This window comes from Cytobacillus purgationiresistens (genome assembly GCF_030813235.1).
In the GTDB taxonomy this organism is placed as follows: Bacteria; Bacillota; Bacilli; order Bacillales; family Cytobacillaceae; genus Cytobacillus; species Cytobacillus purgationiresistens.
The window spans coordinates 245,228-271,536 of the sequence record NZ_JAUSUB010000003.1 but is presented as its reverse complement, the minus strand read 5'-3'; the positions used below and the strand labels follow the sequence as shown (position 1 = coordinate 271,536).

27 protein-coding genes are annotated in these 26,309 nt (G+C 41.9%); all 27 read left to right on the top strand.

The window, feature by feature from the left end:
- Window positions 1–15: 15 nt before the first annotated feature.
- The 27 genes from wecB to spoIID all read left to right on the top strand — a co-directional run bounded on the left by wecB (window position 16) and on the right by spoIID (window position 26,241).
- The gene (gene wecB / locus J2S17_RS05465) at window positions 16–1,155 is read left to right on the top strand and encodes a non-hydrolyzing UDP-N-acetylglucosamine 2-epimerase (RefSeq protein WP_307472691.1); all 1,140 of its coding nucleotides are present in this window, start codon (window positions 16–18) and stop codon (window positions 1,153–1,155) included.
- 125 nt (window positions 1,156–1,280) lie between these two features.
- Complete coding sequence (locus J2S17_RS05460; protein ID WP_307472689.1) at window positions 1,281–3,536, top strand: S8 family serine peptidase; 2,256 nt, start codon at window positions 1,281–1,283, stop codon at window positions 3,534–3,536.
- 283 nt (window positions 3,537–3,819) lie between these two features.
- Window positions 3,820–4,041, top strand: coding sequence for an AtpZ/AtpI family protein (locus J2S17_RS05455; RefSeq protein ID WP_307472688.1), 222 nt, complete (start codon window positions 3,820–3,822; stop codon window positions 4,039–4,041).
- Between the two features lie 5 nt (window positions 4,042–4,046).
- Complete coding sequence (locus J2S17_RS05450; protein ID WP_307472686.1) at window positions 4,047–4,436, top strand: ATP synthase subunit I; 390 nt, start codon at window positions 4,047–4,049, stop codon at window positions 4,434–4,436.
- Between the two features lie 7 nt (window positions 4,437–4,443).
- Window positions 4,444–5,154 carry a F0F1 ATP synthase subunit A gene (gene atpB / locus J2S17_RS05445; RefSeq protein WP_307472684.1) on the top strand — a complete coding sequence of 237 codons (711 nt, stop codon included), beginning with the start codon at window positions 4,444–4,446 and terminating at the stop codon, window positions 5,152–5,154.
- Between the two features lie 75 nt (window positions 5,155–5,229).
- Window positions 5,230–5,442 (top strand): F0F1 ATP synthase subunit C, encoded by a 213-nt coding sequence (gene atpE / locus J2S17_RS05440; RefSeq protein WP_066189185.1) that lies wholly within the window; start codon window positions 5,230–5,232, stop codon window positions 5,440–5,442.
- Between the two features lie 144 nt (window positions 5,443–5,586).
- A complete protein-coding gene (gene atpF / locus J2S17_RS05435; RefSeq protein ID WP_307472681.1) occupies window positions 5,587–6,105 on the top strand; it encodes a F0F1 ATP synthase subunit B in 519 nt (172 codons plus the stop codon).
- Window positions 6,102–6,638, top strand: a complete 537-nt coding sequence (locus J2S17_RS05430) for a F0F1 ATP synthase subunit delta (RefSeq protein WP_307472679.1) — start codon at window positions 6,102–6,104, stop codon at window positions 6,636–6,638. The genes atpF and J2S17_RS05430 overlap by 4 nt, the downstream gene beginning before the upstream one ends.
- Before the next feature lie 24 nt (window positions 6,639–6,662).
- Window positions 6,663–8,171, top strand: a complete 1,509-nt coding sequence (gene atpA / locus J2S17_RS05425; protein ID WP_307472678.1) for a F0F1 ATP synthase subunit alpha — start codon at window positions 6,663–6,665, stop codon at window positions 8,169–8,171.
- 158 nt (window positions 8,172–8,329) lie between these two features.
- The gene (locus J2S17_RS05420; RefSeq protein WP_307472676.1) at window positions 8,330–9,187 is read left to right on the top strand and encodes a F0F1 ATP synthase subunit gamma; all 858 of its coding nucleotides are present in this window, start codon (window positions 8,330–8,332) and stop codon (window positions 9,185–9,187) included.
- 266 nt (window positions 9,188–9,453) lie between these two features.
- Window positions 9,454–10,875 (top strand): F0F1 ATP synthase subunit beta, encoded by a 1,422-nt coding sequence (gene atpD / locus J2S17_RS05415; RefSeq protein WP_307472675.1) that lies wholly within the window; start codon window positions 9,454–9,456, stop codon window positions 10,873–10,875.
- A gap of 22 nt (window positions 10,876–10,897) precedes the next feature.
- Window positions 10,898–11,305 carry a F0F1 ATP synthase subunit epsilon gene (locus J2S17_RS05410; protein ID WP_307472673.1) on the top strand — a complete coding sequence of 136 codons (408 nt, stop codon included), beginning with the start codon at window positions 10,898–10,900 and terminating at the stop codon, window positions 11,303–11,305.
- 589 nt (window positions 11,306–11,894) lie between these two features.
- The gene (locus tag J2S17_RS05405; RefSeq protein ID WP_307472671.1) at window positions 11,895–12,269 is read left to right on the top strand and encodes an NADH-quinone oxidoreductase subunit A; all 375 of its coding nucleotides are present in this window, start codon (window positions 11,895–11,897) and stop codon (window positions 12,267–12,269) included.
- A complete protein-coding gene (locus J2S17_RS05400) occupies window positions 12,260–12,772 on the top strand; it encodes a NuoB/complex I 20 kDa subunit family protein (RefSeq protein WP_307472669.1) in 513 nt (170 codons plus the stop codon). The genes J2S17_RS05405 and J2S17_RS05400 overlap by 10 nt, the downstream gene beginning before the upstream one ends.
- Before the next feature lie 3 nt (window positions 12,773–12,775).
- On the top strand, window positions 12,776–13,915 hold the full coding sequence (locus J2S17_RS05395; RefSeq protein ID WP_307472668.1) for an NADH-quinone oxidoreductase subunit C: 1,140 nt from the start codon (window positions 12,776–12,778) through the stop codon (window positions 13,913–13,915).
- Between the two features lie 4 nt (window positions 13,916–13,919).
- A complete protein-coding gene (locus J2S17_RS05390; protein WP_307472666.1) occupies window positions 13,920–15,020 on the top strand; it encodes an NADH-quinone oxidoreductase subunit D in 1,101 nt (366 codons plus the stop codon).
- Window positions 15,020–16,027: an NADH-quinone oxidoreductase subunit NuoH gene (nuoH, locus tag J2S17_RS05385; protein WP_307472664.1), complete on the top strand. Its 1,008-nt coding sequence runs from the start codon at window positions 15,020–15,022 to the stop codon at window positions 16,025–16,027. The genes J2S17_RS05390 and nuoH overlap by 1 nt, the downstream gene beginning before the upstream one ends.
- Before the next feature lie 20 nt (window positions 16,028–16,047).
- Window positions 16,048–16,467 (top strand): NADH-quinone oxidoreductase subunit NuoI, encoded by a 420-nt coding sequence (gene nuoI, locus J2S17_RS05380; protein WP_307472662.1) that lies wholly within the window; start codon window positions 16,048–16,050, stop codon window positions 16,465–16,467.
- Window positions 16,464–16,985 carry an NADH-quinone oxidoreductase subunit J gene (locus tag J2S17_RS05375; protein WP_307472660.1) on the top strand — a complete coding sequence of 174 codons (522 nt, stop codon included), beginning with the start codon at window positions 16,464–16,466 and terminating at the stop codon, window positions 16,983–16,985. Before nuoI ends, J2S17_RS05375 begins: the two co-directional genes overlap by 4 nt.
- Window positions 16,982–17,296, top strand: coding sequence for an NADH-quinone oxidoreductase subunit NuoK (gene nuoK, locus J2S17_RS05370; RefSeq protein WP_307472658.1), 315 nt, complete (start codon window positions 16,982–16,984; stop codon window positions 17,294–17,296). The genes J2S17_RS05375 and nuoK overlap by 4 nt, the downstream gene beginning before the upstream one ends.
- Window positions 17,297–17,405: 109 nt before the next feature.
- Window positions 17,406–19,274: an NADH-quinone oxidoreductase subunit L gene (gene nuoL / locus J2S17_RS05365; protein ID WP_307472656.1), complete on the top strand. Its 1,869-nt coding sequence runs from the start codon at window positions 17,406–17,408 to the stop codon at window positions 19,272–19,274.
- A complete protein-coding gene (locus J2S17_RS05360; RefSeq protein ID WP_307472654.1) occupies window positions 19,271–20,782 on the top strand; it encodes an NADH-quinone oxidoreductase subunit M in 1,512 nt (503 codons plus the stop codon). Before nuoL ends, J2S17_RS05360 begins: the two co-directional genes overlap by 4 nt.
- 6 nt (window positions 20,783–20,788) lie before the next feature.
- Window positions 20,789–22,300, top strand: coding sequence for an NADH-quinone oxidoreductase subunit NuoN (gene nuoN, locus J2S17_RS05355; RefSeq protein WP_307472652.1), 1,512 nt, complete (start codon window positions 20,789–20,791; stop codon window positions 22,298–22,300).
- Between the two features lie 210 nt (window positions 22,301–22,510).
- Window positions 22,511–22,762: a DUF1146 family protein gene (locus tag J2S17_RS05350; RefSeq protein WP_307472650.1), complete on the top strand. Its 252-nt coding sequence runs from the start codon at window positions 22,511–22,513 to the stop codon at window positions 22,760–22,762.
- A gap of 217 nt (window positions 22,763–22,979) precedes the next feature.
- A complete protein-coding gene (locus J2S17_RS05345; RefSeq protein ID WP_307472648.1) occupies window positions 22,980–23,726 on the top strand; it encodes a YwmB family TATA-box binding protein in 747 nt (248 codons plus the stop codon).
- Between the two features lie 33 nt (window positions 23,727–23,759).
- Window positions 23,760–25,070: a UDP-N-acetylglucosamine 1-carboxyvinyltransferase gene (gene murA, locus J2S17_RS05340; RefSeq protein ID WP_307472646.1), complete on the top strand. Its 1,311-nt coding sequence runs from the start codon at window positions 23,760–23,762 to the stop codon at window positions 25,068–25,070.
- A gap of 142 nt (window positions 25,071–25,212) precedes the next feature.
- Window positions 25,213–26,241 carry a stage II sporulation protein D gene (gene spoIID / locus J2S17_RS05335; RefSeq protein WP_307472644.1) on the top strand — a complete coding sequence of 343 codons (1,029 nt, stop codon included), beginning with the start codon at window positions 25,213–25,215 and terminating at the stop codon, window positions 26,239–26,241.
- Window positions 26,242–26,309 lie beyond the last annotated feature (68 nt).

Below are 26,309 nucleotides of genomic sequence, written 5' to 3'. Positions count from 1 at the left end.
GAGGAGTGTATCCAAATGAATCGGCCTATTAAAGTAATGACCATTTTTGGGACAAGACCAGAAGCGATTAAAATGGCGCCGCTTGTTCTCGAATTGGCTAAGCATCCTAATGATTTTCATTCGATTGTCACAGTCACCGCGCAGCATCGCGAAATGCTTGACCAAGTATTGAATATTTTTAATATCAAACCAGATTTTGATTTAAACATCATGCAGGAACGCCAGACTTTAATTGACGTAACAACGAAGGGGCTAATCGGTCTTGATCAAATTATGAAGGATACGAAGCCAGATATCGTCCTTGTTCATGGAGATACCACCACTTCATTTGTTGCGAGCCTCGCAGCTTTCTATAACCAAATAACGGTTGGCCATGTAGAAGCAGGGTTGCGGACTTGGAATAAGTACTCTCCGTTTCCTGAAGAGATGAATCGCCAGCTGACTGGTGTGATGGCGGATCTTCATTTTTCGCCTACCAATAAAGCAGCTGAAAATCTGTACAATGAAAATAAGCAGGAAGAGCATATTTTTATTACAGGGAATACAGCGATTGATGCATTGAAAACGACGGTGAAAGAGAAATATCATCATGATGTGCTCAATCAAATCGGAGAAGATCGACTCGTATTGTTAACTGCGCACCGCAGAGAAAATCTTGGTGAGCCAATGCGCAATATGTTTAAAGCCATTAAACGTCTAGTGGATGAGCATCAAGATGTTCAGGTCGTTTATCCTGTTCATTTAAACCCTGTTGTTAGGGAAATAGCTGCGGAGATTTTAGGCGGCGATGAACGAATTCATCTCATTGAACCACTTGATGTAATTGACTTTCATAACTTTGCCTCAAGAGCTTATTTAATACTGACTGATTCAGGCGGTGTTCAAGAAGAAGCACCTTCTCTTGGAGTCCCTGTTCTCGTTTTGCGTGATACAACAGAACGACCGGAAGGCATTGAAGCTGGAACATTAAAGCTTGCAGGTGTTGAAGAAGAGAATATTTATAATATGGCTAACACGCTTTTAACAGATGAAGGCGAATATCAGCAAATGGCCAAAGCTGCAAACCCTTATGGGGACGGCAAAGCGTCGATTAGAATTGCTGATGCGATCCGCTACTATTTTAAAAAGATAGACGAACGGCCTACATCATTTTAATAGGGGAGACTGACACTGTCAGTCTCTTTTTTCTATTTACATACCATGCCGATTGTCTTCTTCTCAATTTATTATGAATACTACTTCACAAAAACGAGGACTCTAAACGAAAAAGGGGTGTCCTCATGAAGAAGCTGACTTGTTTACTTTTAATTTTATTAATGATCCAAACCTCAGCCAGTGCACGTGAATTGCAGCTTCCACCACTGCCTGAGGAGTCTCTTGATGCAGAGGAAATTGCGATTGTCATATTGAATGAAAATGAGGATACCCAATCGATGAAGCGAAAGATTCTTCAGGCTGGATTAGAAGTTCGACATACATATAAATATGCGATAAATGGTTTTTCTGTAAAAGGGAAGAAGGGTGACATCGCAAAAATAAACGAGGCGGCTGGCATTTCGTTTATTTCCCGGGTCAATACTTATACAGTTCAATCAGATGATAATATTAAATTGATTGGCGGGCAAGCAATCAGAGGGTATTTTGATGAAGAGAACAAACGCCTGACAGGTAAAGGAGTCACGGTTGGCATCATAGATACGGGAATTGATTATAATCACCCTGACTTACGAAGAAGCTATGGAGGCGGACGAGACTTAGTCGATGGTGATGACGATCCAATGGAAACAAAGAAAGGTCAAAGTACCCTGCATGGCACCCATGTCGCCGGCATCATTGCCGCAAATGGGAAGATTAAAGGTGTTGCACCTGAAGCGACAGTTAGAGCCTATCGCGCATTAGGTCCTGGCGGGAGCGGAACCACAGAGCAAGTGATTGGTGCGATTGAAGAAGCAATCAAAGACAAAGTCGATGTATTGAACCTTTCGCTCGGCAACAATGTTAATGGTCCTGACTTACCCATCAGTATGGCCTTAAATAAGGCGGTGGATCATGGCGTTGTCGCTGTTACTTCTTCGGGGAATTCCGGACCAAATGTATGGACTGTCGGCTCTCCGGGAACTGCGGCAAAGGCAATATCCGTCGGTGCTTCCACTCCAACCATGAATATTCCCTATCTTCAAGGAAATGATTTTCAAGTTCGCTTAAATCCGATTCAAGGGTCCTTGGATTGGGATTTGCATCAATCGTATGAAATCATTGATGGAGGAATAGCAAGAAAAGAGGAACTTAAAAATGCCTCAGGAAAAATCGTCCTTGCTGAGCGAGGAGAGCTTACTTTTACAGAAAAAAGCAAAAATGCGTTTGAAGCAGGAGCGGTCGCACTCGTAATATATAACAACACAAAAGGAAACTTTATGGGTAATCTTGAAAAGGAAATACCCATTCCTATCACCGCTATATCAAAAGAGGACGGGGAGCTGCTGTTAAGACAAATCGAAAAAAGAAAGATCATTGCTCGCACGTATATAATGGAAGAAAAGGATATACTAGCCGATTTTAGTTCACGCGGTCCGGTCACCTCAACTTGGGAAATTAAGCCCGATGTGGTTGCGCCCGGAGTAGCGATTAATAGTACCATTCCTGGCGGTTACCTCCCTCTTCAAGGCACAAGTATGGCAGCACCACATGTGGCAGGGGCAGCAGTACTGTTAAAACAAGCCCATTCGGATTGGGGCCCTGAGAAAATTAAGGCGGCACTCATGAATACTGCAAAGCCAATAGCGAATGAAGAAGGAGTGCTATATCGTGCATATGAACAAGGAGCAGGGCGGATTCAGCTGGAGGAGGCATTGAATAGCCCATCGCTCGTCATGCCTGCTTCACTGCAATTCGGGAAATTCAAGCTGGCGGATCGAATGCATGAGCATAGTACATCTATTATGGTAGAGAATACGAGCAAGGATAGACAAACCTATTCATTTGCGATTCCTCATCAAGAAAAGGGCATTCACTGGCGGTTACCTATTTCCTTCAACTTAAAGCCAGGAGAGAAAAAGAAACTGAAAATCACGATGTCTGCAGATCCTGCAGAACTAAAAGAAAAGATATATGATGGGCGGTTAGCATTACAGGCAAGCTTCGGTGACATCGAGATTCCTTACCTCTACGTATTGGAGGAACCAGATTATCCAAGGGTAATGGGTTTTGGTTTTGGTAAAGGAGATAAGAAAGGAACGTATCGCTATGAAGTGTATTTGCCAGGTGGAGCAGATGAATTTGGTATCGCATTATTTGATTCAGACTCATTAAAATTTGAAGGATTTTTAGATTGGAAGCGCAATCTCGGCAAAGGCCAAATACAGGAAGTGATGCAAGCAGAAGGACTTCCGGAGCCGGGACTTTATATTGCGAAAGTATTTGCGAGGAAAGCCGGTAAAGAGGATTGGCTAGAAACTTACTTAGTGGTTGGACAGAATGGTGAATTAGAAGAGCAATTAAATAGGGGGAGAAATAAGAAAGCTATCATAGAAAAATAATAATTAAAAACAATGCATAATTTGTAGAATATTGCAATAGAAGGTAGAGAACATAATTATGAAGAAAGTGTGAACATCCCAAATTTTAGCCAAATGGCAACGGTTGTTTTTGGCCCAAAACGCATTGACATTGACAAGACCCTATTGTATGCTTACAAAGGGTATAATTGATAGGGTTTTCAAAATATTGTTCATGGCTATTTTCCGCGTCTGATCAAGGAAAAACGTAGGCTTGTTACCTCAGAAAACCTCTTACCGTTCTCTTAAGAGAGGATGCGTTTTTATGCGTCAAAACGACCGCCGCCCATTTAAAGCAATGGCGTTAATGTCCGCGATTCTTTCTCAATTAGTAGGTTCAATCCTTCTCGGGATTTTTGCAGGGAGATGGCTGGATCGGGTGGCAGGAACCGAACCGCTATTTTTAATCGTAGGTTTACTGATGGGATTAGCTGCAGGAGTATATGCCATGCTGCGTTTAGTCCAACATTTCTTTACAGGAGAATAACAACTATGCCGGAAATTAAAACAAGTTTCACCAGACAGCGTAAATACATGTTTTTTCTGTTGTCTATTTATGTTCTCGGCTGGGGCTTTACGTCTTATCAATCTATCTTTCTAGGGCTCATTCTCGGAACCGCTTTAAGTTTATTTAACTTATGGCTTATAGTGCGGAAAACAACGCAGTTCGGAGAAGCGGTCGCAAATGGGAAGAAGGTGCGCTCTCTCGGAACTATGACACGGATGGCGTCTGCCGCATTGGCAATAATCATCACGCTTGAATATCCGGAAGCATTTCACCTCATTAGTGTAGTTTTGGGATTAATGACGTCCTATATAGTCATTATGATAGATTTTTTTCTTCAATCTTTTCATTTACGTAGAAAGCGGGAAGAGAGGTGAAATATTTATGGATCACGGAGCTCCATTGGTAGATTTTATGGGGTTAACTTTTAACTTGTCTAATATTTTAATGATTACAGTGGCTAGTGCCATCGTATTCTTAATTGCTGTAATTTCAACACGCCGTCTGGCAATGAAACCTACAGGAATGCAGAACTTTTTTGAATGGATCATGGACTTTGTTAGAAACATTATTAACAGCAACATGGCATGGAAAGATGGAGGAAGATTTCATGTATTAGGGATTACTCTTATCATGTATGTGTTCGTTTCAAACATGCTAGGTCTTCCATTCGCGATCACCTATGATCATACTCTATGGTGGAAATCACCAACAGCTGATCCAATAGTTACATTAACTTTGGCAGCAATGGTGGTTGGGCTTTCACATTACTATGGTATAAGGGTGAAAGGATTAAAAGAATATGGGAAAGATTTCTTTAGACCAATGTCGTTTTTGTTCCCGTTAAAAATTATTGAGGAATTTGCCAACACATTAACACTAGGTCTTCGTCTTTACGGAAACATTTTTGCCGGAGAGATTCTACTTACATTATTGGCAGGTTCACTTGCTAAAGGGTTTGCAGGCACGCTTGTTGCGGTTATACCAACACTTGCATGGCTTGGTTTCTCACTATTTATCGGTGCTATCCAAGCATTTATTTTCTGTATGTTAACAATGGTTTATATGTCTCACAAAGTGAGTCATGACCATTAATATATACCTGTTCAATACTTGAACAAAACATTTTGTTAAAATAATTTATTTAATATTCTAAGGAGGAAACAAATAATGGGTCTTATAGCAGCAGCAATTGCGGTTGGTTTAGCAGCACTAGGTGCAGGTATCGGTAACGGTCTTATCGTTTCAAAAACAGTTGAAGGTATGGCACGTCAGCCAGAAGCTCGTGGTATGCTTCAAACTACAATGTTCATCGGGGTAGCTTTAGTTGAGGCCGTTCCTATCATCGGCGTAGTTATCGCGTTTATGGTTATCGGTGGCTAATTTTACCGATCGAAATTTTAAAAAATGGCGAAGATCATATTAAGTGGACCTTCGCCTTTCCTTTATGTCTATTATTATTTTTCCGCAAGGATTCTAAATAGGAATGATCCTAAGTGAACGTCTCTTGAAGGGAGTGAATCGAGAGTGTTATTAAACAGTTTTGTTTTAGGCGCAAGCAATGGTTTTAACGGTGGGGATATTTTATTCCAGCTGGCTATGTTTATTATCTTATTAACTTTAATTAAAAAGTTTGCATGGGGTCCTTTAATGGGAATCATGACACAGCGTGAAGAGCATATTGCAAACGAAATCACTGCTGCTGAAGATAGCCGTGTAGAAGCAAAGAAACTATTAGAAGAGCAAAAAGCACTTCTTAAAGATGCACGTACAGAAGCACAAGCTATGATCGAAAGTGCGAAGAAGCAAGGAGAAATCCAGCGTGATGAAATCATTGCTGCATCTCGTGCTGAGTCAGACCGCATGAAAGAATCTGCTAAACTTGAAATCGAGCAGCAAAAAGAACAAGCAGTTACAGCTATTCGTGAACAAGTCGCTTCATTATCTGTCCTAGTTGCTTCTAAAGTGATTGAGAAGGAATTAAGTTCAGCAGATCAAGAAAAGCTAATTAACGAATACATTCAAGAGGCAGGAGAAAAGCGATGACGAGCTCTATAGTAGCAAAGCGCTACGCGTTGGCTCTTTTCCAACTTGCGAATGAGCATCAGCTTCTTGACCAGATGGAAGAAGAGCTTCGTGCAGTGAAAGACGTAGTAAACCATAACTCTGAATTTAAAGCAGTGTTAAAATCTCCGAAACTTCCAATTGAGAAGAAGAAAGAGATTGTGAAGGAAGCATTTGCATCCGTTAACACATATGTATTAAATACATTATTAATCATGATTGAACGCCATCGTGAAGACCATATTTCAGGTGTAGTCGATCATTTTATCAGCCAAGCAAACGAACTAAAAGGTATTGCTGAGGCTACTGTATATTCTGTTCGTCCATTATCGGACGACGAGCGTAAAGAATTGTCTGCATCTTTTGCAGCTAAAGTAGGAAAGAAATCACTTCGAATTGAAAACATTGTTGATACAAATCTACTAGGCGGTCTTAAGCTTCACATCGGAAATAAAATTTTCGACGGCAGCTTGCGCGGCAAACTAGATAGACTTGAACGTCAATTATTAGGCTAAGATTCGTAGATAGGGGTGAAACTCATGAGCATCAAAGCTGAAGAAATCAGTGCGCTGATAAAGAAGCAAATCGAAAACTATCAGGCGGAAATTCAAGTGAGTGATGTTGGTACCGTTATTTCTGTAGGTGATGGTATCGCACGTGTTCATGGACTAGATAGTGCCATGGCGGGTGAGCTTGTTGAATTTTCAAACGGCGTTATGGGTATGGCGCAAAACCTTGAAGAAAATAACGTTGGTATTATCATTTTAGGACCTTTCACTGAAATCAAGGAAGGTGACGAGGTTCGCCGTACAGGGCGCATCATGGAGGTGCCGGTTGGTGAAGAACTAATCGGACGTGTAGTCAATCCTCTAGGACAACCAGTTGATGGTATGGGTCCAATCAATACAACAAAAACTCGTCCTATTGAAGGTGCAGCTCCTGGTGTTATGGATCGTAAATCCGTCCACGAGCCACTTCAAACGGGTATCAAAGCGATTGATGCATTAGTGCCAATCGGGCGCGGACAACGTGAGTTAATCATTGGAGACCGTCAAACTGGTAAAACATCTGTTGCCATCGATACAATCTTGAACCAAAAGGATCAAGACATGGTCTGTATCTATGTTGCAATCGGACAAAAAGAATCGACTGTTCGTAATGCAGTTGAATCACTTCGTAAGCAAGGTGCATTAGATTACACAATCGTTGTAACTGCTTCTGCATCTCAACCAGCTCCATTACTATACCTTGCACCATATGCAGGTGTAACAATGGCCGAAGAATTCATGTACAATGGCAAGCACGTTCTTGTTGTGTATGATGATTTAACAAAACAAGCTTCTGCTTACCGTGAACTTTCACTATTATTACGCCGTCCTCCAGGTCGTGAAGCATATCCAGGGGATGTATTCTACTTGCATAGCCGTTTGTTAGAGCGTGCTGCAAAATTGAGTGATGCAAAAGGTGCTGGTTCAATCACAGCTCTTCCATTCATCGAAACTCAAGCAGGTGACGTTTCTGCTTATATCCCAACAAACGTTATTTCCATTACTGATGGACAGATCTTCTTGCAATCTGATTTATTCTTCTCTGGCGTTCGTCCAGCGATCAATGCAGGTCTCTCTGTATCACGTGTTGGTGGATCAGCTCAAATTAAAGCGATGAAAAAGGTTGCAGGTACACTGCGTCTTGACCTTGCATCATTCCGTGAGTTAGAATCTTTCTCTCAATTCGGTTCTGACTTAGATAAAGCAACACAAGCTAAATTAAACCGTGGTGTACGTACAGTTGAGGTTCTTAAACAAGACCTTAACAAGCCATTAAAAGTAGAAAAGCAAGTAGCCATTCTTTATGCGCTTACTCGCGGCTTCTTAGATGATATCCCAGTTCAAGATATCCGCCGTTTCGAAGGCGAGTACCTGACTTGGTTAGACCATAACCGCAAAGAATTATTAGACCATATTGCAACAACAAAAGAACTTCCTGCTGATAATGATATGGTAGCTGCACTTAATGATTTCAAGAAAACATTTGCCGTTTCTGAATAAAAGCAGCAATTGACAGGATGGGATCATGTATCCCCTCCTGCATTTTCATGCATGATCTATACGGGATCTAACGATAAGGAAAGGCTTGTCATTTCTTTTGACTTGTTCAATAAGGACTAATAAGCTGGACACACTTAGTATGAGGGTGGTGAGAACCTGTGGCATCATTACGTGATATAAAAAATCGGATTACTTCTACGAAGAAAACGAGCCAAATCACAAAAGCAATGCAAATGGTATCAGCTGCGAAAATGACCCGTGCAGAAATGAATGCAAAAGCATTTGTTCCTTACATGGAAAAAATTCAAGATGTTACTGCATCCATTGCACTTGGAAGCAGCGATGCGTCGCATCCGATGCTAGTAAGCCGCCCTGTGAAAAAGACTGGTTATGTGGTCATCACATCTGACCGTGGTCTTGCAGGAGCTTATAATAGCAGCATCTTAAGAGCAGTAAACCAAACAATTCAAAAACGCCATAAATCAAATGATGAATTTGTAATTATTGCAGTCGGCCGTACTGCCCTTGATTTTTTCAAAGGCAAAGGAATGAATGTCATTCTTGACATCGTTGGTGTAGCTGATCAGCCTTCGTTTGCGGAAATCAAAGATATCGCCAGCAAAACAGTTGGCATGTTCTCTGATGAAACTTTCGATGAATTATTTATTTATTACAGTCACTATGTCAGCGCGATTCAACAAGATGTTACATCGAAGAAAATTCTTCCGCTTACAGATATCTCTAGCTCTGATAAGCTTGCATCTTATGAGTTTGAACCATCCGCTGAAGAAATTTTAAAAGTATTGCTGCCTCAGTATGCTGAAAGCTTAATCTATGGAGCGTTGCTTGATAGTAAAGCAAGTGAGCATGCTTCGAGGATGACAGCTATGAAGAGTGCAACGGATAACGCGAACGATTTGATTAATTCATTGAGCCTAAGCTACAACCGTGCACGTCAAGCAGCAATTACCCAAGAAATTACAGAAATCGTCGGTGGAGCAGCTGCTTTAGAGTAGGGTGTTCTGTCAGACATTTTAAGATAATTGGAATTAGCACTGACTAATTTCAGGCGAGATTGGCCCGAGCCATCCGCCGAATGGATTTCTTATTAGATAAGAAAGAATTAATTTTTCATTAGAAAAATGTCTAGCTCCAGCGCCTACCCCCTCGATGGTCTAGGGAAGGCCTCCCAGAAAGGTAAAGAACACCTTTTTTGTGAGGCTCGTCTTATGCTTTGAGGGTGATCAAGGCGCTTGCGCTTTTCTTATTAGGAGGGAAAAAGATGAACAAAGGACGCGTTCTTCAAGTTATGGGTCCGGTTGTTGACGTAAAGTTCGAAAGCGGACAGCTTCCTGCAATCTATAACGCATTGACAATTGTAAACCAAGCGCGTAACGAATCTGAAGTTAACATCAACTTAACCCTAGAAGTTGCCCTTCATTTAGGTGATGATACAGTTCGTGCGATTGCAATGTCTACAACAGATGGCTTACAACGTGGTAGTGAAGTAATTGACACTGGTGCAGCAATTTCTGTACCTGTTGGTGATATTACTCTTGGACGTGTATTCAACGTACTAGGAGAAACAATCGACTTGGATCCAGCTATTGCAGCAGATGCTCGCCGTGACGTTATCCACAGAGAGGCACCAACTTTTGAAAAGCTTTCTACAGAAATAGAAATTCTTGAAACTGGAATTAAAGTAGTAGACCTTCTTGCACCTTACATCAAAGGTGGTAAAATCGGTCTATTCGGTGGTGCCGGTGTTGGTAAAACCGTATTAATCCAGGAATTAATCAATAACATCGCTCAAGAGCACGGCGGTATCTCTGTATTCGCTGGTGTAGGTGAGCGTACACGTGAAGGTAATGACCTTTATCATGAAATGACTGATTCTGGCGTTATCAAGAAAACAGCAATGGTATTCGGACAAATGAATGAGCCGCCAGGAGCGCGTATGCGTGTTGCCTTGACTGGTTTGACTATGTCAGAATACTTCCGTGATGAGCAAGGACAAGACGTTCTTTTCTTCATGGATAACATCTTCCGTTTCACACAAGCAGGTTCAGAGGTTTCTGCCCTATTAGGCCGTATGCCATCTGCCGTTGGTTACCAACCAACACTTGCTACAGAAATGGGTAAATTGCAAGAGCGTATCACTTCTACAAATGTAGGATCTGTTACATCTATCCAAGCAATTTACGTACCAGCCGATGACTATACGGATCCGGCTCCAGCAACAACTTTCGCGCATCTTGATGCAACAACTAACCTTGAGCGTAAGCTTTCTGAAATGGGTATCTACCCAGCTGTGGATCCATTAGCATCAACTTCTCGTGCGTTATCACCTGAGGTTGTTGGCGAAGATCACTATAATGTAGCTCGTCAAGTCCAACAAACTCTGCAACGCTACAGAGAATTACAAGATATTATCGCCATCCTAGGTATGGATGAGCTTGGTGACGATGACAAGCTACTAGTAGCGCGTGCACGTCGTATCCAAAACTTCTTATCTCAAAACTTCCACGTGGCTGAACAGTTCACTGGTCAAAAAGGTTCATATGTACCGGTTAAAGAAACAGTTCAAGGTTTCAAAGAAATCCTTGATGGTAAATATGACCACTTACCAGAAGATGCATTCCGTCTAGTAGGACGTATCGAAGAAGTCGTTGAGTCCGCTAAGAAAATGGGCGTAGAGGTTTAATTCTGGACCAGGAGGGTAAAAAATGAAGACGATTAAAGTCAGTGTTGTTACTCCCGATGGCCCGGTGTATGAGGCAGATGTGGAAATGGTAAGTACTAAAGCTGAAAGTGGAGAGCTTGGTATTTTAGCTGGCCATGTTCCTATGGTTGCACCGTTACAAATTGGAGCTGTCCGTCTGAAAAACGGCGATCAAACAGATTTCGTCGCAGTCAACGGTGGCTTCCTCGAAGTACGTCCGGACCAAGTAACGATTTTAGCTCAATCTGCTGAACAAGCGAATGAGATTGATCTTGAGCGTGCAAAGCTTGCAAGAGAGCGTGCAGAACAACGTCTTAACGACCAAAAACGTGACAACGTTGATATCCGTCGTGCTGAACTTGCGCTTCAACGTGCGGTTAACCGTGTAAATGTTTCGGAGAGAAATGTTTAATATAGCATAAAAAACCCCTTGGCATCCTTGCCAAGGGGTTTTTTATGTGGAAAAGTATTTGGAATGCTGGAGGATGTAATATTTAGTTAAGCTCAGTGATTGGATCTGGAATTTAGAGACATTTTCGGAATTGACGGTATAATGAAAAAATTGCTGATATAACCTCAAAATCGTCGATATAATGAAAAAATCGCTGATATAACCTCAAAACCGCCGATATAATGAAAAAATCGCTGATATAACCCTAAAACCGCTGATATAATGAAAAAACCGCTGAAATATCCTTAAAATCGCCGATAAATCCTCAAAAGCCCCTGATCAATCCAAATTACCACAAAAAAATCATCAACAGAACCGCATATCTATAAAAAATTCCTACTCAAAACCTTGAACATAGGAATTTTGAATCTCTTTTAAATAAAATGGATATATCGAGGACAACTAATCATATAATTTAGAGCAGCAGATTTTAAACAGTCTTCCAAAAAAAGGCTGCGTCTTATCGACAGAGAAACATAATAATGCTATAATGAATCCGATTACATTTACAATATTTCGAATATTAATTCTTCTGATAGGGGAGATGATTTTGGACCTTTGGAACGTTTATCAAAATAATTATTTAATTGTTATAGTCTTCCTCTGTTTAGGGATTTTATTGCCGATCATTGCATTGTTTTTGGGCAGACTTCTCCGTCCCTATAAACCAGCCGACAGTAAATATACGACCTATGAAAGCGGGATTGAACCGTTTCATGATTCAAGGGTGCAATTTACTGTGCGCTATTATATTTTTGCCCTCATGTTCGTCATTTTTGACGTTGAGACCGTGTTTCTTTATCCGTGGGCTGTAGTGTATGAAAAACTGGGGATATTCGCTTTAATTGAAATGCTGATTTTTGTGTTTATGCTAGTGATTGGACTCATCTATGCATGGAAGAAGAAGGTGCTAAAATGGAATTGAAATTGGAGAACATTACACAGGAAGAAATGGCAGAGCTGCAACGAAATGTTTTTCTCTCGACGCTGGAGCAATTAAAAGGCTGGGCAAGAAGCAATTCTTTATGGCCGATGACTTTTGGGCTCGCATGCTGTGCGATTGAAATGATGGGTGTCGGCTCATCACATTATGATCTTGACCGCTTTGGTTCCTTTTTCAGAACATCTCCTCGCCAATCAGATGTCATGATTGTCTCAGGAACAGTCACAAAGAAGATGGCACCAGTTGTAAAAAGATTATATGATCAAATGCCTGAACCTAAATGGGTCATTGCAATGGGCTCCTGTGCCACTGCCGGGGGACCGTATGTAAAATCTTATTCAGTCGTTAAAGGTGTTGATCAAGTAGTTCCAGTGGATATATACATACCTGGTTGTCCACCTAATCCAGCCGCTTTAATATACGGAGTGAATAAATTAAAAGAGAAAATCCGTTATGAGGCGAAAACTGGGAAGAAGGTGATTTAATCGATGGACGGGGAAAAAGATCTTGAACAATTGAAAAAGGAGGCCGCCGCAAAAGCGAAGGCCGCCGCACTCGCTAAAAAGAAAGAAAAAGAACAATCCACCACAGAAGAAGTCTCCGCAGAAGAAGAACCAATGGATATAGCCAAACAAAAAGCCGCCGCAGCCGCAAAAGCGAAGGCCGCCGCACTTGCCAAAAAGAAAGAAAAAGAACAAACCACCACAGAAGAGGTCTCCGCAGAAGAAGAACCAATAGATATAGCCAAACAAAAAGCCGCCGCAGCCGCAAAAGCGAAGGCCGCCGCACTCGCCAAAAAGAAAGAAAAAGAACAATCCACCACAGAAGAAGTCTCCGCAGAAGAAGAACCAATAGATATAGCTAAACAAAAAGCCGCCGCAGCCGCTAGGGCAAAGACTGCCGCACTTGCGAAACAATCTGCAGACACTGGTGACGTTGAAAAAGCGAAAGCCATTGCAGCCGCAAAAGCGAAGGCCGCCGCAGCAGCCAAAGCGAAAGCCGCAGCACAAGGAAAGTCAGCTGGAGGAAGTGATGAAAAAGCGAAGGCGATTGCAGTTGCGAAAGCAAAAGCCGCCGCCGCAGCTAAAGCCAAGGGGAAAGCTTCTGGGGCGGACAGCGCGGCTGTATCAGAGGAGGAAAAGAAACCCTCGCCAAACCAGCCTGTACTTGATAAATATATAAAGATAATAGAAGAGCATTTAGGCAAATCTATTTTAGAAGATTCCTATATTAATGAGCTTTCGAAAGATGTTCCGACGCTGGTTGCAAAGCCGGAAGCCTACTTTAGGCTAGCGGAATTTCTGAAATATAATGAGCAGCTGAGCTTTGACTTCCTCTCGGAGCTGCATGGAACAGATTTTGAAACGCATATGGAAATATACACGCATTTATTTTCCTATAAGAATCGTCACTCGTTAGCATTGAAAGTGAAGGTTGCCCGGGAGAATCCGGAGATTGATTCCTTGCAGCCGTTATGGGCTGGCGCCAATTGGCCGGAATGTGAAGCGTATGATTTACTTGGAATTCGCTTTAACGGCCACCCTGATCTTCATCGAATCATGTTAGGTGAAGATTGGATAGGATATCCGCTCCGTAAAGATTATGAACCATATGATGTGGAGGTGTAGCAGGGTGATTAGAACAGAAGAAATGCTATTAAATGTAGGCCCTCAGCATCCAAGCACACATGGTGTTTTTCGCCTTGTCTTAAAAATTGACGGGGAAATCATTACAGAAGCAAGGCCAGTCATTGGCTACTTACATCGAGGAACGGAAAAGCTTGCGGAAGATCTTCAATATACGCAAATTATTCCTTATACAGACAGGATGGATTACTTAGCAGCCATGACGAATAATTATGTGCTCTGCCATGCTGTCGAAACGATGATGGACCTTGAGATCCCGGAACGAGCTGAATATTTGCGCATCATCACAATGGAACTTGGCCGCATTGCAAGTCATCTTGTATGGTGGGGCACGTATCTTCTGGATTTAGGTGCAACGAGTCCATTCCTCTATGCCTTTAGAGAGCGGGAAATGATCATTAACATGCTAAATGAAATATCAGGTGGCCGATTGACCTTTAACTATATGAGAGTTGGCGGTGTGAAATGGGATGCGCCAGAAGGATGGATTGAGAAGGTAAGAGAGTTTATACCATATATGAGGGAACAGCTGAAAGGATATGACCAGCTGGTAACAGGCAATGAAATCTTTATGAATCGTGTGAAAGGAGTCGGCACCTATACGAAGGAAGATGCCCTTAATTATTCATTAAGCGGTGCCAACCTTCGCTGTACAGGTATAAAGTGGGATCTGCGTAAAGAGGAGCCCTATTCCATTTATGATCGGTTTGATTTTGATGTTTGTATCAGGGATGGCGGTGATGCGTGGGCAAGATATCATGTTCGCTTAAGTGAAATTGGAGAATCGTTAAAGATTCTCGAACAAGCTGTCGAGCAATTCCCATCCGAAGGTGCCGTTTTAGGAAAAGTCCCTAAAGTGATCAAACCGCCAAAAGGGGAAGCCTTCGTAAGAATTGAATCACCACGAGGAGAAATCGGCTGCTATATTGCAAGTGAAGGGAAGAAGGAACCCTACCGCTTAAAGTTTAGGAGACCTTCCTTTTATAACCTGCAAATCCTGCCAAAGCTTCTTGTCGGACAGAATATGGCGAATTTAATTGCCATTTTAGGTGCGATTGATATTGTCCTCGGGGAGGTGGATGGCTGATGATGGAAGGGTTATTGGCAGCTGAAGCAAGCTGGCTGAACTTCGGCATCTTCTTTTTACTCGCTGTAGTTTTATTGTTTGTCGTATTAGGATTTGTCACTTATGCCATTTTAGCAGAGCGTAAAGTGATGGGATTTATGCAGCTTCGATACGGGCCCAATCAAGTTGGTGGACGCTTTGGACTGCTGCAAACTGTCGCAGATGTTTTAAAGCTTTTAATAAAGGAAGACACGATTCCAAAGCTTGCTGATCGGCCGCTTTTTATTCTTGCACCAGTCATAGCGTTTACACCGGCGTTTATGGTATTAGCGGTCATTCCATTTACGGATAAATTTTACTTTGCTGATATCGGTGTCGGCCTGCTCTATTACATTGCTATCTCAGGATTAACGACGATAGGGATTGTGACAGGCGGCTGGGCTTCGAATAATAAATATGCACTAATGGGAGGCATGCGTGCAGCCGCACAGATGATTTCCTATGAGATTCCACTCGTCATGTCCGTCATCGGGATCATTTTATTGACTGGGAGTCTCAACTTAAATGATATCGTCGAGGCACAGAAGAATGGCTGGTTTATCATTTGGCAGCCCATTGCCTTCATTGTCTTTTTGATTGCAGCTGTAGCGGAGCTAAACCGGGTGCCGTTTGATTTGCCTGAAGCGGAATCGGAGCTTGTAGCGGGGTTTCATGTTGAATATTCAGGGTTTAGATGGGCATTCTTTATGCTTGCTGAATATGTGTATATGTTTGCCATGGCCTCACTTATTACGGTGATTTTCTTAGGCGGATGGCTGCCGCTGCCGTTTTTAGGTTTTATTCCAGGAGCGGTCTGGTTTGCCCTCAAGTTTACAGTTGTTATCTTTATTCTCATTTGGTTCCGGGTGACGTTCCCGCGTATCCGTGCCGATCAATTGATGGAGTTTGGCTGGAAAGTGCTGCTCCCAGTAGCTTTGGCGAATATCTTTTTAACAGCAATTCTTAAAGAACTGCTTAATATTTTTTAAAAAAAAGGGGTGGAAAAACGATGCTTGGATTAGCGAAAGGCTTAACCTATACCCTGAAAAATTTAACGCGGAAAAAGCTGACCTATGATTATCCTCATGAACCTTTGCCGTTACCTGATCGATTTCGCGGGATTCAAAAGTTCTATCCAGAGAAGTGTATTGTATGTAATCAATGCGCAAATATATGTCCGACAGACTGCATTCAATTGACTGGAAAGAAACACCCTGATCCAAATAAACGGGGAAAAATTATCGAAACGTATGATATTAATTTTGAGATTTGCATCCTTTGCGATTTATGCACTGAGGTTTGTCCAACAGAAGCAGTTATTATGACCAACAACTTTGAGCTGGCAGAATACAGTCGGGATGAGCTGTTTAAAGACTTAGTCTGGTTAGATGAAAACGATGAGAACTTGCGGAAGGTGAATAAAGCATGATTTTTTCAGGCGAGTTTCTTATATTCATGCTTCTTGCCCTCATTGCTGTCATGGGCGGAGTGCTGATGATTAACTTAACGAAAGTTGTCCATATGGTGGTTGCGCTCGTATTCACATTCGTAAGCATTGCCGGCATCTTTGTCCTTCTTTCAGCAGAATTTATTGCCGCTGTCCAAATATTGATATACTCAGGTGCAGTTACGATCATCATGTTATTTGGCATCATGCTCACTCGTCATAATGATGAGAGTGAACCAAAAACAGGACGCCTCCGAAAGATTCTTCTTTTTCTCGGTGTCCTTGGTTTCGGAGTTGTCTTCTATATTGGTGTATATAACGTCGATTTCCCACAGGCTGCTAATACGCTGCATGAAAATAATACGGAGCAAATTGGCATTGCACTTTATTCCAAATATATCATTCCGTTTGAACTCACATCGGTGATATTACTTGTCGCATTAATTGGCGCGATTGTTTTAGCTAAACGAGACGATCAAGAGGAGGCTGATAAGGAGTGAGTACCGTACCAATTTCAGCTTATCTGACATTAGCGCTTGTTCTTTTTTGCATCGGATTATTCGGTGCGCTGACAAAACGCAATACGGTCATCGTGCTGATTTCTATTGAATTAATGTTAAATGCAGTCAATATCAATCTAGTTGCCTTTAGCAAGCTGGGGATGGCTCCTTCGATAGATGGCCAGGTTTTTGCCCTTTTTGCTATTGCAGTTGCTGCTGCTGAGGCAGCTGTTGGACTAGCGATTCTCATTGCGCTTTATCGCAATCGCAAGTCTGTGAATATCGATGAATTTAATACATTGAAAAACTAGTTGTAATCACGTAACAAAGTCATGATACACATGCTAAAGGCCAGTGTGGATTGGTTTTAATAAATACGCTAAAACATAGAGGCGTATTCACTAAAGGGGACCAGTGAAAATGATGGAGAACGCATGGATCATACCGCTATTCCCGCTTTTATCGTTTTTATTCCTTATCGTTTTTGGCAAAAGATTGAGAGCAGTCAGTGCGTATATAGGCATTTTTCTCACCTTTGCCAGTTTTATTATTTCGTTGTTGGTACTCATTGCTCGCTTCGGCTCACCAACATATAAGGCGGAAGGCATTTGGCTGACGATAGGGGATTATCAGTTAACAGCGGGTTATGAAGTGAATCAATTAAATGCACTCATGCTAGTGATTGTCTCACTCGTCAGCTTCCTCGTACATATGTATTCGAAAGGCTATATGCATGGAGATGGGCGAATATCTGTTTTCTATGCTTATTTAGGATTATTTACTTTTGCGATGCTCGGACTCGTTCTTTCACCGAATCTATTGCAAACGTATATTTTTTGGGAGCTTGTTGGTCTAGGTTCCTTCTTATTAATAGGCTTTTATTTTTATAAGGAAGAAGCAAAAGCAGCAGCAAAAAAAGCATTTATTATGACGCGTATTGGAGATGTCGGGCTGTTTATCGGCATGATTCTTTTATTCTGGCAAGTGGGCAGCTTCGAATATGATGAGATTTTTGCAGCCGTATCTGCCGGAATGATTTCCGAACAGATGATCACACTGATCGCTCTGCTTATTTTTATCGGAGCAGTTGGGAAGTCGGGGCAATTCCCGCTCCATACTTGGCTGCCAGATGCAATGGAAGGACCGACGCCGGTATCCGCTTTAATCCATGCAGCGACGATGGTTGCCGCGGGTGTTTACTTAGTTGCTTCCATGTTTCCATTATTTGCAGCCAGTGAAACGGCAATGATGACAATTGCCATCATCGGGGCATTCACGGCTATTTTTGCGGCGAGTATCGGGATTGTGCAAAAAGATATTAAGAGAGTACTAGCTTATTCAACAGTCAGTCAGCTCGGGTTTATGATGCTTGCACTGGGATCGGCTGGTTATGTAGCAGGCGTTTTCCATTTGATGACACATGCCTTTTTTAAAGCGCTGCTTTTTCTCGCAGCCGGAAGTGTCATTCATGCGGTTCATACACAGGATATTGAGAAAATGGGCGGGCTATGGAAAAAGCTCAGGGTGACTGGACCGCTGTTCTTAATCGGTACATTAGCCATTAGCGGTGTACCGTTATTGTCAGGTTTCTTTAGTAAAGATGAAATACTCGTATCAACATGGGTGCATGGCCATACGTTTTTATTCTGGCTAGCTGTGGTGGCTGCCTTTTTCACCGCCTTTTATATGTTTCGGCTGTTCTTTATGGTTTTCACTGGTGAAGCAAGAGGGAAGACCGCAAACGTAAAAGAATCGCCTGGTGTGATGGTTATACCCATGTTGATTTTAGCTGTTCTTGCGATTGGTGCCGGTTATGTGAATACACCATGGTTTGGCACTTTTCTAGGAGATTGGCTGACAGAAGGCAACCAAGCACTCGGGCACGGTCATGTGGAGGGTCCTGCATGGATTATGGTGGTAGCCACAGCAGTATCCCTTTTAGGTATTCTTTTAGCTTGGCTGATGTACGGTAAGAAGACGATTGCAAGAGATTGGTTTTCAGCGGGTGTGCCTACCGTATATGGGATTCTCGCTAACAAATACTATATAGATGAATTTTATAAAATGACTATAGTAAAAGGAACGACAGCCTTTAGTAGAATCCTTCATTTTATTGAAGTGATTGTTGTGGAAGGCATAATGAAGATGGTAGCAGGAATCATTTCTGGACTGTCCAAACTTGGTTCCCGCTTTCAAAGCGGTCAGGTGCAAACATATGGAACGGTTGCCTTTTTAGGATTAGCGATATTAGTTATCTTTTTTGCAGTGACAGGGGGGTACTTAAAATGATGTTTCCTTATTACCTATCATTATTAGTTTTCTCCCCACTCATCGGTATTTTGGTTTTGGTATTTATCCCCAAGGTAAAGGAGCCTTTCATTAAGCTCATTGGTTTTCTGGCAACCTTGCCAGCGCTTATTTTAACGGTCATTGCTTATATTGCCCATCGCAATGGTGCAGAGCTTAGCGAGCTGGCTGAAAAAGTAGGCTGGATGCAGTTTGTTAATCCAGAAATGGCAGGGAAAATTTATTCCATTGATTATGAGCTAGGGGTAGACGGCTTTTCTTTACTCATGTTGATGTTGACCGCACTGCTTTCAACCTTGGCTGCGATTGCTTCCATTCATATTAAAAAAGAATGGAAAGGCTACTTTATGCTGTTTCTTCTGCTTGAAATCGGAATGTTGGGTGTGTTTGCAGCAGAGAATTTAATTCTATTCTTTATCTTCTTTGAGATCACATTGATTCCAACCTTTTTCTTAATTGGAAAGTGGGGCTATTTTGAAAAGGAAAAAGCGGCATTTAAGTTTTTAGTTTATAACGGTTTAGGGTCAGCGATTCTTTTGATTGTCATTATGGTGTTGTATGCGAGGACAGGAACATCCAATATAGAGGCAATTATGTCAATTATGGCGTCTGACAGTGACCATCTTGTCGTATCCGCCGGGACTAAGATGGGCTTGCTTATTGCTCTGGTCGTTGCCTTCGGTGTAAAGCTGCCAATTTTTCCTTTGCATAGCTGGATGGTAGAGGTTCATGTGCAGGCACCGCCATCAATAGTCATGCTGCATGCAGGCATTCTTTTGAAAATTGGTGCGTATGGGTTGATTAAGTTTGGGATGGGTATCTTTCCTGATCAATTTCAATCGCTGGCAGTCTGGCTTGCGGTTTTAGGCGTAATTAATTTATTGTATGGTGCCTTTCTCGCCTTCATACAGACAGACTTCAAGAAGGTGCTTGCCTATTCATCCATCTCTCATATGGGGGTCGTGCTGATAGGTCTTGGTGCACTCAATGCTGCTGGTATCCAGGGTGCGATTTTTCAAGTCGTCTCACATGGATTAATTGCTGCTTTATTATTTCTGCTTGTGAGCATTGTGCATGAGAGGTATGGCACTTCTGATATGGCAAAAATCAGTGGACTCGCAAAAAGTATGCCGATTGCAGCCGGAATTCTTCTTACAGCGGCGCTGGCATCCTTAGGGATACCGGGAATGTCCGGCTTCATCAGTGAATTCATGGCGTTTTTAGGACTATTCAAGGAGATGCCAGTCCTTGCTGCCATCGGTTGCCTCGGGATTATTATGACGGCTGCGTATCTATTAAGAGCGGTTCTTTCAATTACCTTTGGAGAAGCAAAACGTGAAAATACAGAGGTTAACGATGTGGCGCCACTTGAAGCCATACCGGCAGCCATCCTGGTCGGACTAATCGTCCTTATCGGTGTCTACCCCAATATACTAAGCGGGTCGCTCACTTCTACTATTGAAACAATCTTACTGGGGATGGGAGGATGATGAAGGATGGATCTTGAGACATTATTATCATATCACTGGAGTATCATGACACCGGAGTTCATTATCCTTGGATTTGCCACGCTTCTTTCACTGCTTGATTTGTTTATGCCTAGAAAAATAAACCGGAGAATTCTTGGGTGGCTTGCTTTAACAGGAATTCTAGCTGCAACCATTTCCGTGTTTACTTTACTTGGCTCTGCACCTGAATCAATTTTATATGATACATTCAGACTGGATTCCTTTGCGATTGCCTTCAAATTATTGCTGCTGATTGGAGCAGCATTGGTAATGATGTTGGCTGTATCATATGAACCAAGGGAAAGGATCGATGAGTACCGCGGGGAATTTTACTACTTATTCCTGGCAGGCCTGCTAGGGGCATTAATTATGTCCTCCAGCGGAGACCTAATCACTCTGTTTATAGGGTTAGAGTTGCTTTCACTTTCTTCCTATATATTGGCTGGCATAAGGAAAAAGCATCTTCCATCCAATGAATCAGCCATGAAATACGTGATCAATGGCGGCATTTCAACAGCCATTACCTTATTTGGGATGAGTTATGTGTATGGCATTTCAGGTACGACAAATTTAAAGGAAATGGCTGCATTCTTGCCGACAATTACTAATAATCAACATCTATATTTACTTGCATTGGCCTTTTTCATGATTTTGATTGGATTATCCTTTAAGATAGCAGCTGCTCCTTTTCATATGTGGGCACCTGATGTGTACGAAGGCGCACCTTTACCTGTTACTGCATTTTTAAGTGTAGTCTCTAAGACTGCTGGCTTTATTATCATCCTAAGAATCCTGCTATCGATATTCTTTAATGTCCCTGATCAAACAGGCACAACAAGTCTGATGCTAAGTCTGCAGGATTATCTTGCGGTCATTGCCGGGGCAACAATGATCATCGGAAATGTAATTGCTCTCAGACAGAAAAATATCAAGCGGATGTTTGCCTATTCAAGTATCGCTCATGCCGGTTATTTACTAGTCGCAGTAACAGCAATGTCACCGTTCTTGGTCGAAACGACTTGGTTTTACCTTGGTGCCTACCTTTTCATGACACTTGGGGTATTCGCTATTATTCAAATTGTTACAGCAAGTGCAGATTCAGAAAGCATTAATGAATTTGGCGGCTTATATCGCCGGTCACCTTTTCTAGCTGTAAGTATGTCCATTCTGCTGCTATCATTAGCGGGTATACCGGGAACTGCTGGTTTTATCGGTAAACTGAATATCTTTATGGGCGCGCTCGCAACCGATCCTGCGCATTATATTTTAGCAAGTTTACTGATAGCGACAACTGTCATATCGTATATTTATTACTTTGGTGTAATGGTGCAAATATTTTTCAGGCAGGCAGAAAGTACGAAGAAATTTCCCTTATCACCTGTTGTAGGGATTGTCATAATCATATGTGTGGCAGCGACAGTCATTTTAGGGATATTTCCCAACATTGCTTTCGATTTTTTACATGAACAATTTTCATCGTTTAAGGATTTCATTCAATAAAATATGGGTAAAGGAGAGGGAAATGCTTCCCTTTCTTTTTTTTTGCCGTTAAAAGAAAATATAAAAACTAATAATTGCGAAAATGAATTTAAGTGAAACTTATGAGTGATTGAATACGTCAAAGGGAATGAGATGTGTACGCTATCTTTCTCGAATGCAATAGGTTAAAATGAGAATGATGAAGTTTTAGACAATATTAGGAGGGGTCATGTGATAGCTAGTTTCGGTCAGGAAGCATTATTAGGCATCCTATCACATCTTGTTTTTATCGCCATCTCATGGTGGGCGCTCCAAGCTTTAAGAATTGATAAAATAATTAAGTCTAACCATGTGATGCAAGCAAGAGCTTTGTATATTTTGCTATCTATTGTAATCGGTTCAATTGTAAGCAACTTTTTCTTAGATTACCTTCTGTGGTCACAGCAATTGCCTCTTATGTTGCAAAATATAATCTTCCAGTAAATATAGGTCTTCGTACATGTTTTCATTTCATTGGTTTTTAAGTACAATGCATTATGTTGCTGTCTGAAATTGAGAATTCATACATAAGTATGTGAAGAATTTTTCAAAGATGGACATTGTTTTTAAGCTTTCAAAATCCTTGTCTAAAAGTGACGACAATTCCCAAGTATGCGCATCCCTACTTTGGTAACAATGGTACTAAGGGAGGGAGAAAAAAATGAAAAAACATTCATTTTTATTATCCATAATTGGCATTGTCGGAATCTTAATGATTCAATTAGGCAATCATTCGAATGCAGCACAAACTGAGCTTACTCTTTCAGAAATGGCCCAAGTTTTACAGAACGAGAATATTATGATTCAGGGATGGTCGGTCCATGCAAGGGAAAAGGTGGAAGATTTAAAAACCCTTCAAGAGGTTAAAGCATATACTAATGATGTAAAAACCACTTTTGCGCAATGGGATTGGACGGTCAATGAATCGAACGGGCACTTTGAGGCTGTAGCGGTTTTTAATGAGCAGCAAAATATGACAGAATCATTAAAAATTCTTTCAACCCCCACAAACGGCCAAATGCAAACGTATTTGATTTATGAGGCAGAAGGTGCCGGGTTGGAGGAGCAGATACAAGAAGGTTTATACAAAACCATTGAAAGTCGCATATCTGACATTTTTCTGGCGGATCCGACAATTTTTTCTTGTATCAAAGGCGTTTTCAGTGATAAGATGGATGAGTCTATGCCTTATAAAATGAACGAGTTATTAACAGCATTTAATGCGAAAGAGATAGAAGCATTAAAAGAAGAGCATTTTATGTCAACATCAGCGTTTTCGCCGATGTTTACCGAGTCCATACAGTCGAACGGCAAGGATATGAATTTGCAAATTGGTTTAAGAAAAGAAGGGTTGGGCGCTAAGACAACTATTGTTATCGGCACACCCATCATTACGATTGAATATTAATATAGAGAAAATGGACGCGGAGGGGAATACACTTTGGAAAAAATCATCGTCCGCGGCGGAAATCGGTTGAGCGGTACAGTCAAAGTTGAAGGTGCAAAAAATGCTGTTTTACCGGTAATCGCTGCAACATTGTTAGCAAGTGATGGAAAAAGCGTAATTCGTGATGTCCCAACTCTCTCCGATGTATATACAATTAATGAAGTATTACGTTTTTTAAACGCCGAAGTGGGGTTTGACAATAATACAGTAATCGTAAATGCATCTAGAGAGTTAAAGGTAGAAGCGCCTTTTGAGTATGTGCGTAAAATGCGTGCTTCTGTTTTAGTAATGGGTTCACTATTAGCGAGAAATGGAAGAGCAAGAGTAGCGTTGCCAGGTGGCTGTGCAATTGGCTCGCGTCCAATCGATCAGCATCTCAAGGGCTTTGAAGCAATGGGAGCCTCTGTGAAGGTTGGCAATGGCTTTATTGAAGCGGAAGCACCAGAAGGCCGCTTGCATGGAGCAAAAATCTATCTAGATTTCCCTAGCGTAGGTGCAACGGAAAATATCATGATGGCTGCTACACTTGCAAACGGAACAACAGTTATTGAGAACGTAGCAAAAGAACCAGAAATAGTTGATTTAGCTAATTTCTTGAATAAAATGGGTGCAAAAGTCAGCGGAGCTGGAACTGGCACGATCCGCATTGAAGGTGTAGATGTACTGTTTGGTGCAGAGCATCACATCATCCCTGATCGCATTGAAGCGGGCTCTTTCATGGTTGCCGCAGCGATTACTGGCGGAGATGTACTTGTAAAAGGTGCTGTAGCTGAGCATTCAACATCTTTAATTGCAAAGATGGAAGAGATGGGTGTTACCTTTATTGAAGAAGCTGAAGGTATCCGTGTCATCGGTCCGAAGAATCTGAAGGCTGTTGATATTAAAACAATGCCGCATCCAGGCTTCCCAACTGATATGCAATCACAAATGATGGCACTATTACTTCGTGCATCGGGCACAAGTGTCATTACAGAAACTGTTTTTGAAAACCGCTTCATGCATGTGGAAGAATTCCGCCGTATGAATGCAGACATCAAAATCGAAGGACGTTCAGTAATCATGAATGGACCGTCCAATCTTCAAGGGGCTGAAGTTGCTGCAACGGATCTGCGTGCAGCTGCTGCATTGATTTTAACAGGCCTTGTTGCTGATGGAGTCACCCGCGTTACTGAACTAAAGCATCTTGATCGTGGCTATGTAAATTTCCATGAAAAGCTTGCTTCTATCGGTGCAGATATTGAGCGCGTAACTGAAGTTGAAGAAGAAGCAACGAAAGAAAAATTCATATCTGACATGAATGCTTAATTAAAGGCATACCGCAAAAGCAAATCGTCCAATGTGAGGACGAGGAGAATTTGCGGTTTTTTTTATGGGAAGAATTTTGTCATAATCGACGGTGACCAACCATAAGATTGAAGGAGACTGATTGATTATGGAGGCTTAACACATGACAAAATTCAAACCACTCGTCGTAGTTGCATCATTGCTATTTGCCATCACACTATTGATTCCGGCACTCCTTGTCCTGCCATTTTCGGATGAAAAGGCAAGCGGCGTGAAGCCTGTTAAAGAAGAAAAGCCAGACCAAGAAGCAGCAGCACCGCCATCAGTAGAACCTTCGATCGATGTATCTGTATTCAGGATGAGTTCAAAGGCTGTTGAAACCCTTTCATTTGAGGAATACTTAATAGGTGTAGTATCCGCCGAAATGCCGGCAGATTTTGAAAAAGAAGCATTAAAGGCACAGGCGCTTGCGGCAAGAACCTATATCACTAAGCATATTATGGATGACAAGCAAACTGAGCTGCCTGGGGGAGCGATGATTACAGATACAGTAACCCATCAGGTTTATAAGAATAAAACGGAATTAAAAAAGCAGTGGAAGAAAGATTATGATTGGAAGCTTCAAAGAGTCACAGAGGCTGTGCGCGAGACAAGCGGGCAGATCTTAACCTACGATGGCCAGCCAATTACAGCTGCCTTCTTTTCGACAAGTAACGGCTATACAGAAAATGCGGAATTTGTCTGGACCAGTCCGGCCCCTTACTTGGAAAGTGTAGAAAGCCCTTGGGACATCGGCACTCCTAAATTTACGGATGAAAAAGTCATTCCTATTTCAGACTTTGAAAGAAGACTTGGCGTCAAAGTACCGGATGGCGATCAGGTTGGCAGCTTTATCGAAACAACAGCCGGCAACAGAGTCGGGCGAGCTGAAATCAATGGCACGAAGATAAAAGGTGTAGATATAAGAGACAAACTCGGTCTTAAATCAACAGACTTTAATTGGAAGCGTAGCGGGAACGATATCATTATCCAAACAAAAGGATACGGTCACGGTGTAGGCATGAGCCAATACGGCGCGAACGGAATGGCTGAAGAAGGAAAAGACTACAAGGAAATCGTCACTCACTACTATAAAGGTGTAGAGATATCTAAATCCGATACGATGCTGGCGAAGGTAACAGCGAAGAAATAAAGGAAAGAGAGGTGTTCACATGCCTCTCTTTGTTTGTCTTTAAATTTGATTGCGAGACTTTTGGATGG

Coding starts and splice junctions, on each gene's coding strand:
- wecB (WP_307472691.1), top strand. CDS start 16: ATGAATCGGCCTATTAAAGTAATGACCATTTTTGGGACAAGACCAGAA.
- J2S17_RS05460 (WP_307472689.1), top strand. CDS start 1,281: ATGAAGAAGCTGACTTGTTTACTTTTAATTTTATTAATGATCCAAACC.
- J2S17_RS05455 (WP_307472688.1), top strand. CDS start 3,820: ATGCGTCAAAACGACCGCCGCCCATTTAAAGCAATGGCGTTAATGTCC.
- J2S17_RS05450 (WP_307472686.1), top strand. CDS start 4,047: ATGCCGGAAATTAAAACAAGTTTCACCAGACAGCGTAAATACATGTTT.
- atpB (WP_307472684.1), top strand. CDS start 4,444: ATGGATCACGGAGCTCCATTGGTAGATTTTATGGGGTTAACTTTTAAC.
- atpE (WP_066189185.1), top strand. CDS start 5,230: ATGGGTCTTATAGCAGCAGCAATTGCGGTTGGTTTAGCAGCACTAGGT.
- J2S17_RS05430 (WP_307472679.1), top strand. CDS start 6,102: ATGACGAGCTCTATAGTAGCAAAGCGCTACGCGTTGGCTCTTTTCCAA.
- atpA (WP_307472678.1), top strand. CDS start 6,663: ATGAGCATCAAAGCTGAAGAAATCAGTGCGCTGATAAAGAAGCAAATC.
- atpD (WP_307472675.1), top strand. CDS start 9,454: ATGAACAAAGGACGCGTTCTTCAAGTTATGGGTCCGGTTGTTGACGTA.
- J2S17_RS05410 (WP_307472673.1), top strand. CDS start 10,898: ATGAAGACGATTAAAGTCAGTGTTGTTACTCCCGATGGCCCGGTGTAT.
- J2S17_RS05400 (WP_307472669.1), top strand. CDS start 12,260: ATGGAATTGAAATTGGAGAACATTACACAGGAAGAAATGGCAGAGCTG.
- J2S17_RS05395 (WP_307472668.1), top strand. CDS start 12,776: ATGGACGGGGAAAAAGATCTTGAACAATTGAAAAAGGAGGCCGCCGCA.
- nuoH (WP_307472664.1), top strand. CDS start 15,020: ATGATGGAAGGGTTATTGGCAGCTGAAGCAAGCTGGCTGAACTTCGGC.
- nuoI (WP_307472662.1), top strand. CDS start 16,048: ATGCTTGGATTAGCGAAAGGCTTAACCTATACCCTGAAAAATTTAACG.
- J2S17_RS05375 (WP_307472660.1), top strand. CDS start 16,464: ATGATTTTTTCAGGCGAGTTTCTTATATTCATGCTTCTTGCCCTCATT.
- nuoL (WP_307472656.1), top strand. CDS start 17,406: ATGATGGAGAACGCATGGATCATACCGCTATTCCCGCTTTTATCGTTT.
- J2S17_RS05360 (WP_307472654.1), top strand. CDS start 19,271: ATGATGTTTCCTTATTACCTATCATTATTAGTTTTCTCCCCACTCATC.
- nuoN (WP_307472652.1), top strand. CDS start 20,789: ATGGATCTTGAGACATTATTATCATATCACTGGAGTATCATGACACCG.
- J2S17_RS05345 (WP_307472648.1), top strand. CDS start 22,980: ATGAAAAAACATTCATTTTTATTATCCATAATTGGCATTGTCGGAATC.
- spoIID (WP_307472644.1), top strand. CDS start 25,213: ATGACAAAATTCAAACCACTCGTCGTAGTTGCATCATTGCTATTTGCC.